This is a genomic window from Ureibacillus galli (genome assembly GCF_014836845.1).
Taxonomy (GTDB): Bacteria; Bacillota; Bacilli; order Bacillales_A; family Planococcaceae; genus Ureibacillus; species Ureibacillus galli.
On record NZ_JACSQA010000009.1, the window covers coordinates 49,481 to 66,292 of the forward strand.

Annotated in this window: 17 protein-coding genes; 4 read left to right on the forward strand and 13 right to left on the reverse strand. The window is 33.0% G+C overall.

The features are described 5' to 3' along the window. Window positions 1-127: 127 nt before the first annotated feature. Both H9636_RS08155 and H9636_RS08160 read right to left on the reverse strand, forming a co-directional pair. On the reverse strand, window positions 128-307 hold the full coding sequence (locus H9636_RS08155; protein WP_191707130.1) for an aspartyl-phosphate phosphatase Spo0E family protein: 180 nt from the start codon (window positions 305-307) through the stop codon (window positions 128-130). A gap of 90 nt (window positions 308-397) precedes the next feature. Next, a complete protein-coding gene (locus H9636_RS08160; RefSeq protein WP_191707181.1) occupies window positions 398-586 on the reverse strand; it encodes a hypothetical protein in 189 nt (62 codons plus the stop codon). Between the two features lie 123 nt (window positions 587-709). Between H9636_RS08160 and H9636_RS08165 the strand changes: the two genes are divergently transcribed. Together H9636_RS08165 and H9636_RS08170 are read left to right on the forward strand one after the other, a co-directional pair. Further along, window positions 710-901 (forward strand): YkvS family protein, encoded by a 192-nt coding sequence (locus H9636_RS08165; RefSeq protein WP_122972411.1) that lies wholly within the window; start codon window positions 710-712, stop codon window positions 899-901. A gap of 104 nt (window positions 902-1,005) precedes the next feature. Continuing rightward, window positions 1,006-1,617: a CPBP family intramembrane glutamic endopeptidase gene (locus H9636_RS08170; RefSeq protein WP_191707131.1), complete on the forward strand. Its 612-nt coding sequence runs from the start codon at window positions 1,006-1,008 to the stop codon at window positions 1,615-1,617. 136 nt (window positions 1,618-1,753) lie between these two features. On the opposite strand, the gene H9636_RS08175 is transcribed toward H9636_RS08170, so the two are convergent. From H9636_RS08175 to H9636_RS08215, 9 genes are all read right to left on the reverse strand, one after another. Next, window positions 1,754-2,200 carry a MarR family winged helix-turn-helix transcriptional regulator gene (locus tag H9636_RS08175; RefSeq protein WP_191707132.1) on the reverse strand — a complete coding sequence of 149 codons (447 nt, stop codon included), beginning with the start codon at window positions 2,198-2,200 and terminating at the stop codon, window positions 1,754-1,756. Window positions 2,201-2,284: 84 nt separating this feature from the next. Continuing rightward, window positions 2,285-3,751: an ATP-binding protein gene (locus H9636_RS08180; RefSeq protein ID WP_191707133.1), complete on the reverse strand. Its 1,467-nt coding sequence runs from the start codon at window positions 3,749-3,751 to the stop codon at window positions 2,285-2,287. 537 nt (window positions 3,752-4,288) lie between these two features. Continuing rightward, window positions 4,289-5,089, reverse strand: a complete 801-nt coding sequence (locus tag H9636_RS08185) for a glycerophosphodiester phosphodiesterase (protein ID WP_191707134.1) — start codon at window positions 5,087-5,089, stop codon at window positions 4,289-4,291. 121 nt (window positions 5,090-5,210) lie between these two features. After that, complete coding sequence (locus tag H9636_RS08190) at window positions 5,211-6,560, reverse strand: TrkH family potassium uptake protein (RefSeq protein WP_191707135.1); 1,350 nt, start codon at window positions 6,558-6,560, stop codon at window positions 5,211-5,213. A gap of 100 nt (window positions 6,561-6,660) precedes the next feature. Next, window positions 6,661-7,431 carry a TerC family protein gene (locus H9636_RS08195; protein WP_191707136.1) on the reverse strand — a complete coding sequence of 257 codons (771 nt, stop codon included), beginning with the start codon at window positions 7,429-7,431 and terminating at the stop codon, window positions 6,661-6,663. A gap of 442 nt (window positions 7,432-7,873) precedes the next feature. Beyond that, on the reverse strand, window positions 7,874-9,451 hold the full coding sequence (locus H9636_RS08200) for a peptide chain release factor 3 (RefSeq protein ID WP_191707137.1): 1,578 nt from the start codon (window positions 9,449-9,451) through the stop codon (window positions 7,874-7,876). A gap of 183 nt (window positions 9,452-9,634) precedes the next feature. Beyond that, the gene (locus H9636_RS08205; protein ID WP_191707138.1) at window positions 9,635-11,104 is read right to left on the reverse strand and encodes a UDP-N-acetylmuramoyl-L-alanyl-D-glutamate--2,6-diaminopimelate ligase; all 1,470 of its coding nucleotides are present in this window, start codon (window positions 11,102-11,104) and stop codon (window positions 9,635-9,637) included. A gap of 2 nt (window positions 11,105-11,106) precedes the next feature. Beyond that, window positions 11,107-12,165: a M42 family metallopeptidase gene (locus tag H9636_RS08210; protein ID WP_191707139.1), complete on the reverse strand. Its 1,059-nt coding sequence runs from the start codon at window positions 12,163-12,165 to the stop codon at window positions 11,107-11,109. 240 nt (window positions 12,166-12,405) lie between these two features. Continuing rightward, entirely contained in the window at window positions 12,406-13,797 is a 1,392-nt protein-coding gene (locus H9636_RS08215) for an aldehyde dehydrogenase (RefSeq protein WP_191707140.1), read from the reverse strand. Between the two features lie 139 nt (window positions 13,798-13,936). On the opposite strand from H9636_RS08215, the gene H9636_RS08220 reads away from it, so the two are divergent. Then, on the forward strand, window positions 13,937-14,092 hold the full coding sequence (locus H9636_RS08220; RefSeq protein ID WP_191707141.1) for a hypothetical protein: 156 nt from the start codon (window positions 13,937-13,939) through the stop codon (window positions 14,090-14,092). Window positions 14,093-14,229: 137 nt separating this feature from the next. Here the strand turns inward: H9636_RS08220 and H9636_RS08225 are convergent, their stop codons facing one another. Together H9636_RS08225 and H9636_RS08230 are read right to left on the reverse strand one after the other, a co-directional pair. Continuing rightward, window positions 14,230-14,844 carry a thermonuclease family protein gene (locus H9636_RS08225; protein WP_191707142.1) on the reverse strand — a complete coding sequence of 205 codons (615 nt, stop codon included), beginning with the start codon at window positions 14,842-14,844 and terminating at the stop codon, window positions 14,230-14,232. A 464-nt stretch (window positions 14,845-15,308) separates the two neighbouring features. Beyond that, window positions 15,309-15,890 carry a phosphatidylglycerophosphatase A family protein gene (locus H9636_RS08230; RefSeq protein WP_404817745.1) on the reverse strand — a complete coding sequence of 194 codons (582 nt, stop codon included), beginning with the start codon at window positions 15,888-15,890 and terminating at the stop codon, window positions 15,309-15,311. Between the two features lie 140 nt (window positions 15,891-16,030). Between H9636_RS08230 and H9636_RS08235 the strand changes: the two genes are divergently transcribed. After that, window positions 16,031-16,750, forward strand: a complete 720-nt coding sequence (locus tag H9636_RS08235) for an alpha/beta hydrolase (RefSeq protein ID WP_191707144.1) — start codon at window positions 16,031-16,033, stop codon at window positions 16,748-16,750. Window positions 16,751-16,812 lie beyond the last annotated feature (62 nt).

A 16,812-nucleotide genomic window follows, 5' to 3' on the forward strand; every position in this document is an offset into this window, starting at 1 on the left:
AATAAAAAGAGAGCAGAAGATAATCTCTTCTGCTCTTAAAGGGGGAAATGAGAATGTTGCTGTGTTCATTTATAATATATCCACTTATTTCATTCTTTAAACAATTACTCCAAAAAATTTTTATTTATTATTGTACATAATAATAGTCATCGTTACTTTTAAAATCTTCATCTTCATACTGATTCATAAGCCGGTCTAATTCTTTACTCAACCGAATCGTTTTTGGGTTCTGTAGACCGTACTCAAGCCCAGATTTAATCATCATTTGTCTCTTCTTTTCCAGTTCTTTTAAAAGGTCTTTTCCCAAGAAGACTCCTCCTAAAAAATAAAGATGATTATATTATAAAGTTTTCCAGTAAAATAAGGGAGGAAATCGGTTGACAAAGTTCGACATGGTCTAGCTTCTAGGCACTTCTAAAAAAGTGAAGATTACATTTCCTCCCTGCTGTGCCTCTCCACGAAAATGTTTAAACATTTCATCTTTCACTAACACTTCCCGGAACTGTAAAAATTCTTCTTTTGATATCTCAACACTTTTCACTTCCCCTGATTTTAGTTGTTCAATCATTTTTTTATATTTTTCCATCATAACTACATACTTCCTTTATAAAAATTTAAATAAAATTAATTAATTATTCGAAAATGTATTTACTTTTTCCAGATTTTCATGCAAACTTTCTTAATATTAGTCAATAAGGAGCTGACTCTTATGAAAATAGCAGAAGTTGGAAATATTGTCGAGTTTAAAGAAGGATTACAAGGGGTCGTTGAGAAAGTTAACGAAAACTCTGTCATTGTCGACTTAACGATTATGGATAATTTCCATGACCTCGATATGGAAGAAAAAACAGTAGTTAATCACAAGCGATACAAAATATTAAATCATCCAGGTGGTAATTAATTGGCAGATCAGTATTTATATTAATTTAATTTCCCTTTTCATTTACTAAAAGATGATAGGGAAATTTTTTTTTGTTAAAATAGTCAAAAGGAGGTCATTACCCAATGAAAATATCAAAACAATTAGCTGGACTCCTTCTTTCTTTCATTTTCATTTATGTCATGCTATTTTTCACTTTTAAAGAAGCAAGTATTTTTTGGTATCTTTATACCTTTACCCTTCTTGTAGGAATGGCCATAGCGATTTTAAATGGGAATTTTAAAGATGAACTTCCAACTTGGAAATATTTATTATTTGGTATTGGATATAGCACTATTTTATACGGTATTGTCCGCCTTGGCTATCTAATCCTAACGAATTTAAATGGAAGCATAGAAAACAACGTTCAAAGTTTTTTAGAAACATACGGTCCAAACAATATCTGGCATTATCTTTTACTTATTTTCATAATTGTCGTAGGTGAAGAACTGTTTTGGCGTGGATATGTTCAACAACAATTAAAAAAATGGGTTTCACCAAAAATAGCAGTTATTATTACTAGTATTTTATTTGCGTTATCCTTTAGTTTTAGTGGATTTTTCCCCGGTATTTTAGTAGCCCTATTAACGGGACTCGTTTGGGGTACGCTTTATGAGTGGAAAAAAAGTATGCCTCTTATTATCGTGTCCCATGAAGTATTCATTTTGTTATTGTTTATGATTTTACCTTTCTACTAATCATAAAGTAAACTAAAACAGAAGTTTCGATGTTCACTATGATCACTTAACTTTTTACTATTTTACTATAATGATATGGATGAATTTTATAACAAGTCAAAAGGAGTTGTCTCATGCTGAAATGAGACAACTCCTTTTAATATGATAAATCCTTTATAGATAATCCTAGTTTTTTCAACAGCTCAATTGCCGTATCCTTTTCCTCAGTTGTGAGCACACTTAACAATTCATGTAAATTTTGCTCATGTTCAGGGAAAAGCTGTTTCATAAATTCTGAACCCGCTTCTGTTATATCAGCAAAAGTAACACGGCGATCGGAAGGACAAGATACCCGTTGTAGATATCCTCTTTTTTCTAACTTATCAATAACATACGTGATTGAACCACTTGCTAACAAAATTTTATTACCAATTTGTTGAAGGGGTTGACGTCCTTTATGATAAAGTAGTTCTAGAACGGCAAATTCAGTCGGATTTAAACCGTGCTGTTGGAAAAATTGATTCGTCACTTCGTTTATGGCTTTATTCGCTCGTGATAAAACTATATACAATTTAAGCGATTGCTTAATTTCATTTGTAGACATGACAAAACATCCTTTTTATCTAGATATACATGAATTATAGCGATAAAAAGAAAGTTTTGCAAAGCAAGTAACGGGTATTGTTTTTTAAACAACTGGTAATCGATCTAAGGTTTCATTTTCTAACCATACATCGATTATATTTTCTTCTTCTGTACAAATAATCTTCTCATCACAAATTGGTAATGAAATTTTAAAGGTTGTCCCTTTCCCAACGGAACTTTCTATTTTAATCGATCCATTATGTTCTTCAATCACTTTCTTTACTAAAGGTAGACCAAGACCTGTTCCTGTCGGCTTTGTTGTATAAAATGGTGTAAACAATTGATTGATTTCTGTATCTGTGAGACCTGGACCTTCATCAATTACAGAGACATCAATCCCATCATTATTTGTTTCAAGTTTAATAATAATAGTACCGCCATCTGTCATTACCTCTATAGCATTTTTCACTAAATTAATAAGCATCTGTTTTAGTCGCGTACTACTCCCTAAAATGTTCAAACTATAATAATTATAGCTATCTATTTTCAACATAATATTGTTTTGCAGTGCGAATGGAATCATTAGTTCTACGACATCATGTACAACTTGAAATACCGAAATTTGTTCATATTGGGTTTGTTTTGGTTTGGACAAATATAATATTTCATTTAAAATTTCATCCATTCTTTGTAATTCGGAATCCATGATGTTTAAATAACTCAAATTTTCATCGGAAGAGTTAATTTTAATTAACTCTAGAAAACCTTTTAGAGACGTGAGGGGATTGCGAATTTCATGGGCAATACTAGCAGCCATTTGTCCAATACTATCTTGACTTTCTTGTTGTTCAAGCTTCTGCTTTAATAACATCTTTTCTGTTTCATCTGTCATAGTTGTAACAACTATATTCATTTTATAATTAAATTTACTGTCTAGTTTTAAATAAATATCTTCCCCGTGTTTATTCATACTTGAAACATGAACAGAAGCTCGTCCAGTGTTGAGAAGATTTGCGAAATATTGTAACTTGCTATATTCATAATCGTTTAGCATTTCAAAAATCATTTCGTGTTGTTTGTTAATGAGATGTTTTTTTCCACATTGGAAATACTCAAGTGCCATATCATTTGCATCCAAAATATATCCATTTTTATCAGATAAAATGATGCCATGGGATATATCATTAAACATCGAATAAATATCGAGGTTACTTTTTTGACTTACTAAAGTACGTTTTTCAGTCATTAAAGCAATTCTAGCAAAGACAAGGTTCTTCTGTTCGTGAAAATATCCCATTAATCGAATTTCTTTAAATTTGTTTTTTCCGATTTTTATATTTAAATTGCAAAAGCCACCTAATTCTTTCTGGATTTTCGACACAAAATCATTCCAGCGAGCCTTTGATAACTCGTCCATCGGTAATTCCTGTCTTATTGTAGGATCTATATTTAACAGTTGCGCTGCAAAGTCATTAATTGACTCAATCTGACAAGAAGTATTTAAAATAAGCACTGGATCATTAACGGTTTTAAACAATTTCCTAAATATAGGTCTAACAGTTTTCACCATTTTGCATACACCAATCCCTTCCATTTGGAAAAATACTCTCTAACACGCAATTCATTCATATCTATTCTATTAATTAGAAGTTCTATTTATGACTTCCTTTTTTTAATTTTACAAAATATTCTTAATATATATTTATAACAAATTATTTCATACTTCATTTGGTAATAAAATGGGTAATGAATATCATTTTATTTAACTAACTAACGAAATAATATTAATTTTCCATTTTAATTTACAATATTTTGCTATCAATGTGTAATAAGTTCTATGTAAAATTTCCTTATCACAACAAAATGTAATCTCGAATTCCCCGTCCTTTATACCCAAATTCATTTGAATTTAAACCACTATGGGCATAATTTTTATTTAATAAATATGTAGAAATAATAAATTCACTATATATATAGTATTTTTTTACAAAAAAATATAATTCCCTTAATGAATTTTCATATCGATAATTACCGAAATGTAAAAGAAAAAAGCCTCATAAAATATTTATGAGACCTAATTTTCAACATTCTTATTTTATTTTTACCATCAAGTTCCATAATCCTCTATTATGTTCATCAATGCTTTCGTTTCATTCATAAAGTCTGTAAAAACGCCATCCACATTTAATAACAAAGTATTCATCATTAAATCTTGTTCATTATCATGAAAGAACCATACATACACCTTTAATCCTTCTGAATGCATTCGATCAACAAACTCCTTATTAATTTGGTTTGCATTTGGTGCAATGGCCATAGCATATTGCTTAATGCGACTAACATCCAAATATTTGACATTGTCATTTAAAACCGTATATACAAGGGGAATGTTTTGATTGAGTTCCCTTATTTTTAATAAGCTTTTTTCAGAGAAAGAGCCAATCATTACTTGTTGTTGTAAACCATATTTATTAATTAACTGAATAAGTGGTTCTTCCATCTTCGCCTTGTAATTGACGAGCCTCGTCTCAATATAATAATTTGTAGTATTTGCAAATTTAGTGAAGATTTCCTCCAAAGTTAAAATCTTTTCCTCATTTTTTAAGCTTAATTTTTTTATATCAGCTAATGTCTTCTCCGATACGTCTCCCGTCCCATTAGTTGTTCTGTCAACAGAATGATCATGTAACGCTACTAGATGTCCATCTTTTGTCATCCTTAAATCAATTTCAATATAATCAGCTTGTCTTTCTATGGCCACTTTATATGCTGTTTCGGAATGCTCGGGAGCTACATCATTCGCCCCACGATGAGCGATAATAAGAAAGTCATCTTGCGGTTGTGCCAACACAATCATTAAGGAACTAAAAGTGATGAAAAAAGTTAGAAAAGCGATTATTTTCTTCATATGCTTATTTTATCTTAATTTAATTTGTTTCATGCTAAGTTTTAAATAATAAGGAAATGACAAATTAAAGCAAAAAAAGGTTAAACAATGTTTAACCTCTTTTAGAAGAAATATTCGTAATTTATCCGATAATTACTCGTTCTTTCGGGTAACGGTAAGGAGCTTTCTCCGCTTTCCCTCCTAAAGTATATAAGAAGGAAATTAAACCTACTCGACCGATAAACATTAAAATCATCATTACGAATTTCCCTTCCGTCGAAAGATGTTCCGTTATTCCAAGGGACATACCCGATGTTCCGAAGGCAGACGTAATTTCAAATATAATTTGGGTCGTTGTTGCTGCCGGTTCTGTAATTAACAAGATCATCGTTGCAATCATTACCATAAAGAATGCTAAAATAATCACTGCATATGAACGGAAAATATCAATTAAATAAATTTCACGCCCAAATAATTGGATCTCTGTACGACCGTTCGCAAAATTGATTAAAAATAAAATCGCTAACGCAAAAGTTGTCGTCCGAATACCACCTCCTACCGAACTAGGAGAGGATCCGATGAACATTAGAAAACTTAAGAAAATATCCGTTGCCTCACTAAATTGAGTAATATCAAATGTAGTCAATCCGCCTGATCTAGTTGAAATGGAATGGAACATAGCAGTAAATAATTTTTCATGCCAAGACATTCCTTTAAAGGATTGGAAAGATTCGATTATTAGAATGATGAACGAACCTGCCACAAATAAAATGCCATAAGTTAATGTTGTTATTTTTGTAAATAAACTAAATCTAAACGTTGGATCTTTACGGAACAAAAAGTTTTTCAATTCAATTAAAACTGGAAATCCGATGGCTCCAAGTACAATAAGAATCATTGTAATAAATTGAACAAAGTAATCCGAATGGAACGGTCTTAAACTATCTCCCGTTATATCAAATCCACCGTTTGTTGTTGCAGAAATCGATGCAAACACTCCATGTTTAAACGCTTCATTCCACGTATCAAAATATTGGTGATAATGAATCGATAAAATAAGTGCACCAATAGCTTCAATGATGAAAAGAATTTTTACGATTTCTTTTAATAATTGAACAACACCCGATAAATTGTACTGATTGTAATCAATCATGATTAATTGTCTTTCGCGCATTCCAATTCTTTTACCTGTAATAATCCATAAAAAAGTACCTAGCGACATAATACCAATGGCACCAAGTTGAAGTATTATTAATAATATAACCATTCCAAAAGGAGTAAAAGTCGATGCTATATCAAATACTGTTAATCCTGTCACACTTACTGCACTAACAGCTGTAAATAACGTATCGACAAGAGAAATTTCAACATGATCTTGGTATACTGCTGGTATTCTCAATAATAAGAAAGAGGATGCAATGGCTATAAAATAATAAGTTACAAGTAGTTGAAATGGTGTGATAATTCGTGTCTTTTTTCTATATCGGACCACTTAATTCGCCTCTTTATTCATTAAGTTCTAGTTACACTAGTATAATGAATATCTTACTAAAAAGAAAGAGGGACAGTCATGACTGTCCCTCAAGTTTCCTCTATTCTTCTGTTGCATGCTTTTTCTTTTTAGCAACACTAGTAAACCAACCCCCCAGGGCAATAGCGAGTAATACACCCCAGAAAATAATTTCCCAAGTTGTTGAATGAGGGAAGTCATGTGGAAGTACGCCAACTTTATCATGAGATAAAGTTAAAACAACTAATTTAACACCTACCCAACCAACGATTAAAAATGCTGCCGTTTCTAGATCTGGATAATCGTTTAAAATTTTAACGAACCATTGAGCTGCAAATCGCATTAAAATCATCCCGATAATACCACCGAAGAACATAACAGCGAACTGACCAGCGTTAATTCCTCCAATATGGAAATCTCCAACCTCTGGTAACGTAACCGCAATCGCAACGGCTGCAAGCATTGAGTCTACTGCAAAGGCAATGTCTGCAAATTCAACTTTTGCCACTGTAGCCCAAAATCCTTTACCTTTTTGAGACTTCTCTTCGTTCTCTTCTTCTTCCTCTTCTTTTTTAAACTTCTGCTCATATATATTTTTAATTGAAATAAATAATAAATAAAGGGCACCTACTGCTTGAATTTGCCAGTAATTTACTAATACTGTTATTAAAAATAAAGCAACGAAACGGAAAATAAAGGCACCGAATAATCCGTAAAATAATGCTTTTTTCTGCAGGTCTTTTGGTAAATGTTTAACCATTACAGCCATAACTACTGCATTATCTGCGGCTAATAAACCTTCTAATACTATTAAAACTACTAATACCCAGGCATATTCTAAAAATATATCCACAAAACTTCCTCCCTACCTTTTGTATACCCATAAAGTTGGCATTTTAAATATTGAAAAACTCACACTACTCACTCTTTAGACGAAAATCAATCTATTATTTGATTTTATAGCCTTTAAGCATTGTCAAAATACTACTGATTTTCCATACCTTTTGTTTGACAAAAGAAAAGACCCCTGCCTTGGAAAGGCAAAGGTCTTGCTAAGCAATTGGAACGTCCCCAAAATAAATTATTTTGAAAACGTAAAAGTTCAATGCTATTACATCCGATGGTGTTAAACCATGTAATGACGAATGTAAAGTAAGTATTTAAAATACTTATAGCTACTCCCCTTTGACAAAGTCAAATGGATATTCAGTTTTCTACAAAATTTATTATAGCACAGTAACTTTTAAAAGCAATGATGGAATTTGCCGTAATGAACTATATGTCTGCTTTTCCTTTTACAGTAAACTATACAGTTTAATGTTTTCATTTTTATCGGAAAACCAGCGCATCGCAAATTCGTTTTCGAATAAAAATACATAATTATCAAAGCGATCTTTTACAAGCATCGAGCGAGACGATGACATCGATTCTTTGACCTCTTCTTCATTTTCAATCCAACGTGCGATTTTTGAACCAATTGGTTGCATTTGTACTTCTACATTATATTCATTCTTCATACGATGTTCGAATACTTCAAATTGTAATTGACCTACCGCACCAAGAATAACTTCTTCCGTGTGAAGAGTTTTATAATATTGTATCGCACCCTCTTGAACTAATTGTAAAATCCCTTTATGGAATTGTTTTGATTTCATTACGTTTTTTGCTGTAACACGAACAAAAATTTCCGGAGTAAATTGGGGTAGTTTTTCAAATTGGAATGTTTTCTTTCCACCGACTACCGTATCCCCAATTTGATAAGTACCGGTATCATAAAGACCGATTATATCACCCGCAACTGCTTCATCTACCGTTTCACGATCATCCGCTAAAAATTGAGTTGATTGAGATACTTTAAAGGCTTTATTTGTCCGAGATAAAGTAATATTCATGCCGCGCTCAAACTTCCCTGACACAATGCGCACAAAAGCGATTCGGTCACGGTGTGCTGGGTTCATGTTTGCTTGAATTTTGAAAATGAAACCAGAAAATTCATTATGTTCAACCGGATCAATGAATTGCTCATCTTCTGTTAGTCGAGGTTGAGGTGCAGGTGCAAATTTTAAATACGTTTCTAGGAACGTTTGAACGCCAAAGTTCGTTAAAGCGGAACCGAAAAATACTGGTGTTAATTCGCCTCGACGAATTTTTTCCTCAGAGAAGTCATTTCCTGCTTCATTTAAAAGCAAAATATCATCCATTGCTTGAGTGTAATAGGAAGTTACCTTCATCGGATGATCCACAGCTAACTCTCCATCTTCATTAATCGGTAAGAAACGATCAGATTCATCCGTACGGAATTGCTCAATACGTTTATTATAGCGATCGTAAATTCCTAAAAATTCTTTCCCCATACCGATTGGCCAGTTCATTGGATATGCATTGATTCCTAAAACTTCTTCTAATTCTTCAATTAACTCAAGAGGTTCTTTCCCTTGACGATCTAATTTATTTATAAATGTGAAAATAGGAATCCCACGCATACGACAAACTTTAAATAGTTTTAACGTCTGTGCTTCAATCCCTTTTGCCGCATCAATTACCATTACCGCGCTATCGACCGCCATTAATGTTCGATACGTATCTTCAGAGAAATCTTGGTGTCCAGGGGTATCTAAAATATTGACTCGGAAGCCTTGGTAATCGAACTGCATAACGGAAGATGTAACAGATATTCCCCGTTGTTTTTCGATTTCCATCCAGTCGGAAGTCGCAAATTTACCCGTTTTTTTCCCTTTTACAGTACCTGCATCTCGAATGGCACCGCCAAATAATAACAATTTTTCTGTAATCGTCGTTTTACCAGCATCCGGGTGAGAGATAATGGCAAAGGTACGACGAGATAATATATCTTGTTCTATTTTTGAAGTCATTTTTTCCGTCTCCTTTTTTCATACCTCTCCTATAATAAAAGAATTTATGCTTGTTGCACAACCATTTTTATTATTCCATAGAATGTACAATAACCATTTACAAATAAAAATGGAATGGCTGCCCTATAGCATTTTAGCTTTTGGACAGCCTTTTAAAATCAAATCATTTTAAAGTAAAAAAGTTTAAACAAATTTCAAGCGACCTGCTTCAATTGCAATTTCAGCATCACTGTGAGGATATTTCGTATTCCCTATAATTTGATAATCTTCATGACCTTTGCCTGCAAAAATAATGATGTCACCAGGTTCTGCAACTGATACTGCATGACGAACCGCTTCTGCCCGATCTCCGATACATGCATAATTTTCATGTTGCATACCTTTAGCTAAGTCACTCGTAATACTATCATATTCTTCGTATCGTGGGTCATCCGTTGTTAATACAACGTAATCAGCAATTGATGCTTTTTCTGCCATAGCTGGACGTTTTGACTTATCACGATTGCCGCCCGTTCCAACTAAAAAGATTAATTTATTTTCAGGTTTTTTATATGGTAATGCAGCTTTAATCGCCTTTTCAATTGCATCTGGTGTATGGGCATAATCGATAAAGATTTGTAATGGCAGATCCGTTTTGACTCTTTCCATTCTCCCTCTTACTGGAGCTAAATCTTCAATTTGTTCGATTATCGCTTCCATAGTGTAACCTCTTGCATAAAAAACAGCGGTAGCAGCTAATATATTATAAACATTAAATTCTCCGAGTAAGTGCATCGTAATCGGGAACTTACCTTCCGGCGTAATCATATCAAAAGTTGTAATTCCATCCTCATAGTTACAATTTTCAGCACGGAAAATCGCATCATTTTTCAAACCGTAAGTCCAAACAGGATAAGAGGTCATTTGTTCATATTTTTCGGACCATGGATCATCCGCATTTAAAACGACATGTTTGTTTTTAGTAAAATCTTGTCCTAATTGGGAGAATAATAACCCTTTTGCATGTCCGTATTCTTCCATTGTACCGTGGAAATCGAGATGGTCGTGGGTTAAGTTTGTAAACACTGCAATATCATAGTCGACACCAGCTAACCTTCCCAGTGCTAAACCGTGGGACGAAACTTCCATGACCATTGCGCGACAGCCTTCCATTTTTGCACGGAAAATCATTTGCTGTGTACTTAACACATCATTCGTCGTATTCGCCGTTTCATATAAAACACCATTTAGTTCAAATCCAATTGTACCCGACAGTGCAGATTTTTCCCCCATCCCGACTAGCATATGGTGGATAATGCCAGAAACACTTGTTTTCCCATTCGTGCCTGTGACACCAATCATTGTAATATCGTTAGAAGGATAGTCAAAAAACTTAGCAGCAAGCAGACCAAGGGCACGATTTGTATTTTTTACGATAACTTGTGCCACTTCTCCTTCGATTGGTAATTCACGTTCGGCCACGACAACCGTAGCACCAGCATCCACTGCTTTTTGCGCAAAAAGATGACCATCTACTGTATCACCTTTAATACAAATAAACATACTTTTCGGCTGAACACTTCTTGAATCGATCGAAATATCTTTGATTCTGCTTGGTAACTGACCAATAATTTTCTTTAATGGAATCACATTTAATAATTCTTCTGTATACATAATTAATCCTCCGAATCCATTGGTGAAGTTACATAGGCAAATAATAGTTCCGCTGTGGCTTTTAATGAATCTACATGAGTACGTTCATAAGCATGAGAAGCCTCTATTCCTGGGCCAAATAAGGCGTGCTTCACATCGTAACCTGCTCGAATAGCAGCTGAAGCATCAGAGCCATAATAAGGATAAATATCTAATTTATATTGAATACCATTTGTTTTTGCTAAGTTCACTAGATAGTGAGTTAACTCATAATGATAGGGTCCACTCGAATCCTTTGCACAAATGGATACTGTATATTCATCTGAACTTTGGCCATCGCCAATTGCTCCCATATCTACCGCAATATATTCAACCACTTGTTCTGGAACGTTTGAGTTTCCTCCATAACCTATTTCTTCATTGTTGGAAATATAAAAATGAGTTGTATAAGGTAATGAAATATTTTGTTCTTTAATAAACTTCACTAATTGTAATAGCAGGGTTGTGCTTGCCTTGTCATCTAAATGACGGGATTTAATGAACCCTGACTCTGTTGTTTCAAAACGAGGATCAAAGGATACAAAATCTCCAACTTCTATCCCAATTTTTCGTACATCTTCTGCATTAAAGCATTTTTCATCAATGCGTACTTCTATATGATTTTCATCCCGTTTCAAGTCACCAGCTTCTTTATAAACATGAACGGTTGTTTCGTGCATTAAAATCGTTCCACGTATTTTTTTACCGTCAGCCGTATGAATTGTACAATATTCCCCTTCAACGGCATTCCATCGAAAGCCACCGATCATTGTCAGCTTTATACGGCCATTAGCTTTTACTTCTTTTACCATCGCACCTAACGTGTCCGTATGAGCAGTTAATAATCTGTGGGAAGAATCATTTTCTCCTTTTATTGTAGCGATAATGGCACCTTTATTTGTCTGCTTATATTCGATGCCTAGGTCATGTAAATAAGATCCGATAAATTGCATAATTGTTTTTGTATAGCCTGAAGGACTTGGAATATTTACTAATTGACCTAATAAATCAATTGTATTTTTTTCGTTAAATACATTTTTCATCTAATATCCCCCAATCTTTAGTTAGTATAATTTAATTGAATAAAGTTAATAATAACAAAATTCGTCAATAATCGACACCCAGTAATTTTATGTATTTTTAAATATGAATCCATAACCGTTTAGAGAAAGACAAACTGCTACGAACCGTTGTAACCATTATTATATCACTAGTACAGCAAAGCATTAATAGGAAATCCATCGAGAAACCCAATTCATTTTTGAATCTCTCGATGGATTTAGTTATTTCAACATTGTTCTTACAAGTTTTACTTTTTGTTTATATGGTGGGAATAATAAATTATTAGAAAATCTTGAAGAACGCTTCATGATGGATTTTGGATGGGTAAAGTTTTCAAAACTAGCCTTTCCATGATAAGCATTTACACCTGATGGACCTACACCACCAAATGGTAAATAAGGATTCCCTACATGGGTAACGGTATCATTAATACACCCTCCCCCAAATGGTAATTCTTGTAGGAAATAATCTATCGCTTTTTCATGTTCTGAGAAGAAATAGGCTGCTAACGGTTTAGGTAATTTTTGTATTTCATAAATAGCCATTTTTAAACTGTCATATTTCATAACGGGTAAAATCGGACCGAAAATTTCATCTTCCATAATTGGATTGGACCACGTAATATTTTCAAGTATCGTCGGTTCAATATAAAGATCGGTTTTATCAGTACTACCACCATAAGTTATATATTCTTTTTCGACTTCGATTAGCTGTTTTAAGCGGTGAAATTGCCGTTCGTTAATGACACGACCATAGTCCGGGCTTTGCTGCGGATTTTTTCCATAAAATTGTTCAATTGTTTTTCTTATTGCTTTCATTAATTTTTCATAAACTGAAGAATGGACAAATAAGTAGTCAGGTGCTACACAAGTTTGACCTGTATTATTAAATTTTCCCCAAACAATTCTTTTCGCTGCAACCTCAATATTCGCTGTTTGATCAACGATAGCTGGACTTTTGCCTCCAAGCTCCAATGTAATAGGTGTTAACTTTTCAGCTGCAGCTCGCATAACCACCTTACCTACTGCCACACTACCAGTAAAGAAAATATAATCAAAGGAAGCATGAATTAATGCTGTCACTTCATCCTTTTCACCTTCTACTACCCGCACATAAGATGTATCAAAGGTTTCTCCAATCATTTTTTTTATGATTTTTGTCGTATGAACAGAGGATTCAGAAGGTTTTACAATCGCTGTATTACCACCAATAATCGCTCCGATTAACGGTTCCATAACAAGTTGGAATGGATAATTAAATGGTCCGATTATTAGGACAACTCCATAAGGTTCTCGAACTATAAAACTTTTAGCAGGTTGAAAATGAACAGGGGTTTTTACTTGTACAGGTTTTGCCCATTCGTCGATATTTTTCACTAAATAATTAATGCTATCAAGAACGATTCCGATTTCATTTGAATAAGCTTCAAATTCACTTTTATGTAAATCCATATTTAGTGCTTTTAATATTTCTTTTTCATATTGTTTTATTTTCTCTTTTAGTTTTAATAATTGTTTTTTTCGGAATTCAATATTTTTTGTATGCCCTGTTAAATAAAATTTTTTTTGCTCTTCAATCATGATTTCAACGTCTTTTTCCGTATAGCGTGCCATTTGTATCCCTTCTTTCAATACATAATTTTATTTAAATCGTTAATAATAATTATGTACAATTTACTACAATTTGTCGTCTAAATCCTTCTAAAAAGGGTAAAGAAGGATAAAGCGATAAAACTGAAGGGGGCAATTTTATATGATTTCGACTGATACTTGGTGGGAGAAAATTTTTTCAGGACCTTTATCTATTGGATTAAATGAAGAAAAAGTGCATCAGTTAGAGGACGAATCTTTTTTATTCTTGAAAGAAGAACAATTGCCGCAAGAAAACGAACAACCAAATGATTTTTAATTAAGGGAAAATGAAATTTTCCTTTATTGAATCCGAAAAAACGGATAATTGAATATGGAATAGCCTATAAAAAGGGCGATTTTTCAATATGAATGAAAAGTCGCCCTAAAAAAATGCCTATATTCGTAATTCTGTATTTATTGCTCTATTACTTCTGGATGGAATCCATCTTGTTGTAAATAGTTTTCCTCTTTCCAAATGTTTATTTTACTCGCTCTTGCCCTTTTTTCTATTTCTTTAAATTGTTCTTCTAATGTATTATTTGGTTTATCGATATATCGAACAGCTGCATACCCTTCACGTAATAACAATTCTTGTAAAAGGATATCATCTATAAATACATAGGCTAACAATCGGCCATAATGATCTGTTTTATTTCCAACATCAGAAAGCACTTCAATTTCCGAAGCATTTTCTAGTAATTTTTGTGTATAATCCTTTGCACTCTCTGCAAAAGGCATCGGATTATTTTCTTCATAATTCATTTCCGGTGTATCGACCATTAATAAACGAACGCGCTTTTCTTTTCCATTTACCTTTAAACGGAAAGTATCGCCGTCATTCGTTGACACATATTCCGCTTTTACTAATTCATTACCCGTTGCTTCTTTTGCAAAATTGGGTGTAATTAAGTAGTCAATATCTTTCTGAACAGTTTCTTTCGACGCTATATGACTAAAAATAAAATAAAGTGCTACAGCAATGATAATTGTGCCACTTATAATGAATGTTTTTACATCTACAATACTCATGTTGTTACCTCTTCGCTATTACATTTATTTCTATTATTATACCAAAAAACACCTCTTAGACCTATTTCCAATACTCTAGTAGAGTAAAGGACTTAAAAATATACAATTACATAAATTTACAATATAAAAAAATGCTCTACTAAGAATCATATTTTACAATATGATTCTTAGTAGAGCACAGGCTTGTATCATAGCTAAATGCTAGTCCAATTGGAATTAATTATTTATTTAAAAACCAAATATAAAATGACCGCTAAAATAATTACCCCACTCGAAATTAATGTTTTTATATCAGATGGTTTCATATTAATCCTCACACTTTTACTTATTTTCAAATGATTAAAAAATCATCTCTTATAGTCATTATACATCTACATAAATATGTACAAAATAGGGATGTACATATTTATGTAGGTCTTATTATTTTTTCTGTTCAACAATATTATTAAACAGTTTTATGTTCGTTAGATATCAGTATTTGTTTTATCAGTTGGGTCTAATATTACTGGAGGAACATCTGCAAAAGTTTCTCCTTCTTCCTCTAAATCACGCGTGCGATGGGCAATCCTAGATGCGGCACATGCAGCAATACTAGCAACTAAATCATCTAAAAAGGTGTGTACACCTTCGCCGCTTTTCGTATCAAGTTTTTTAATAATGCCAATTTTATTTTTGTCTAAATGACCATAGGTTGTTAATGCAATACTACCATAGGTCATCACCGAACCTAATGCCAATGTTTCATCTACCCCAAATAGACCTTCATCAGAAGCGATAATGGATTGTAATGGCTCTGACAGCAATTTTTTTTCAGCTAATACATCTAATTCAATTCCTACTAAGACCGAATGTTGTACTTCACGTTTACACAATACTCGCTCTACTGAATCGATACAATGTTCTATTAATAACCCTTCATTATACGGAGACTGCATTTTAAAAACAATTTCAGCTATATCCTCTACTTTTACACCACGTTTTTCTAACGCATCTTTCGTTGCTTTTGTTACTTCTTTTGAAGGTACTCGAACATTTTTATTATGCACGGTTTTCATCCTCATTCCCATTATGTTTTTTGTAAATTATTCTACACAACACCCCTCGATGACTTACAAACATAGTACACGTTGTCATCGGATTATGATACAATTTCGATACACTTACGATAGAAGAGGAGGCCCCCTTCGTGAATAAAGGAACTGTTAAAGACGTTGCATTTTTTAGTAACTCATTACAAGAAGAAATCGAATTATTAATTTATGTGCCTGCAAATTATACACCACTAAATCAATATAACATTTTAATTGCATCCGATGGAAAAGACTATTTCCAATTAGGTGGAATTACTCGCCTCGCAGATCAATTATTGGATGATTATGAAATCGAAAATATTATTATTGTTGGAATCCCTTATAAAAATGTTGAAGATAGGAAAAATAAATATATTCCAACAGGAAAATATCATGAAGCCTATTTACGATTTTTAGCCCATGAATTAGTTCCTTATTTGGATGAAGAATATTCCACTTATCAGCTAGGTTCTTCAAGAGGTCTTATTGGGGATTCGATGGCAGCAACGGTTTCTTTACTTGCTGCAATAAAATATCCTAATATATTTAGTAAAGCTATTCTACAATCACCATATGTGGATGAACACGTTTTAAACACTGTAGAACAAGCAGATAAAAGCAATACCATTTCCATTTATCATATTATTGGAAAAGAAGAAGATAAGGTATTAACAACTGATAAACAGATTAAAGATTTTTTAACACCGAATCGTACACTGCATCAATTATTAGTATCAAAAGGTTACAAAACTTTTTATGAAGAGTTTAATGGCAACCATACATGGAAATACTGGAAGCCAGATTTAAAAAGGGCATTAATTGAAAATTTCAGTTAATAATTATGCCCGAAAAATGTCTAAATATTTGAAATCTGTTATAATTCTTTTATAAATTAGAA

What these genes read in the sequence shown, in the direction of transcription:
- H9636_RS08160 (WP_191707181.1), bottom strand. Translation starts at nt 586, where the DNA reads ATGGAAAAATATAAAAAAATGATTGAACAACTAAAATCAGGGGAAGTG.
- H9636_RS08165 (WP_122972411.1), top strand. Translation starts at nt 710, where the DNA reads ATGAAAATAGCAGAAGTTGGAAATATTGTCGAGTTTAAAGAAGGATTA.
- H9636_RS08170 (WP_191707131.1), top strand. Translation starts at nt 1,006, where the DNA reads ATGAAAATATCAAAACAATTAGCTGGACTCCTTCTTTCTTTCATTTTC.
- H9636_RS08175 (WP_191707132.1), bottom strand. Translation starts at nt 2,200, where the DNA reads ATGTCTACAAATGAAATTAAGCAATCGCTTAAATTGTATATAGTTTTA.
- H9636_RS08180 (WP_191707133.1), bottom strand. Translation starts at nt 3,751, where the DNA reads ATGGTGAAAACTGTTAGACCTATATTTAGGAAATTGTTTAAAACCGTT.
- H9636_RS08185 (WP_191707134.1), bottom strand. Translation starts at nt 5,089, where the DNA reads ATGAAGAAAATAATCGCTTTTCTAACTTTTTTCATCACTTTTAGTTCC.
- H9636_RS08200 (WP_191707137.1), bottom strand. Translation starts at nt 9,451, where the DNA reads ATGACTTCAAAAATAGAACAAGATATATTATCTCGTCGTACCTTTGCC.
- H9636_RS08205 (WP_191707138.1), bottom strand. Translation starts at nt 11,104, where the DNA reads ATGTATACAGAAGAATTATTAAATGTGATTCCATTAAAGAAAATTATT.
- H9636_RS08210 (WP_191707139.1), bottom strand. Translation starts at nt 12,165, where the DNA reads ATGAAAAATGTATTTAACGAAAAAAATACAATTGATTTATTAGGTCAA.
- H9636_RS08215 (WP_191707140.1), bottom strand. Translation starts at nt 13,797, where the DNA reads ATGGCACGCTATACGGAAAAAGACGTTGAAATCATGATTGAAGAGCAA.
- H9636_RS08220 (WP_191707141.1), top strand. Translation starts at nt 13,937, where the DNA reads ATGATTTCGACTGATACTTGGTGGGAGAAAATTTTTTCAGGACCTTTA.
- H9636_RS08225 (WP_191707142.1), bottom strand. Translation starts at nt 14,844, where the DNA reads ATGAGTATTGTAGATGTAAAAACATTCATTATAAGTGGCACAATTATC.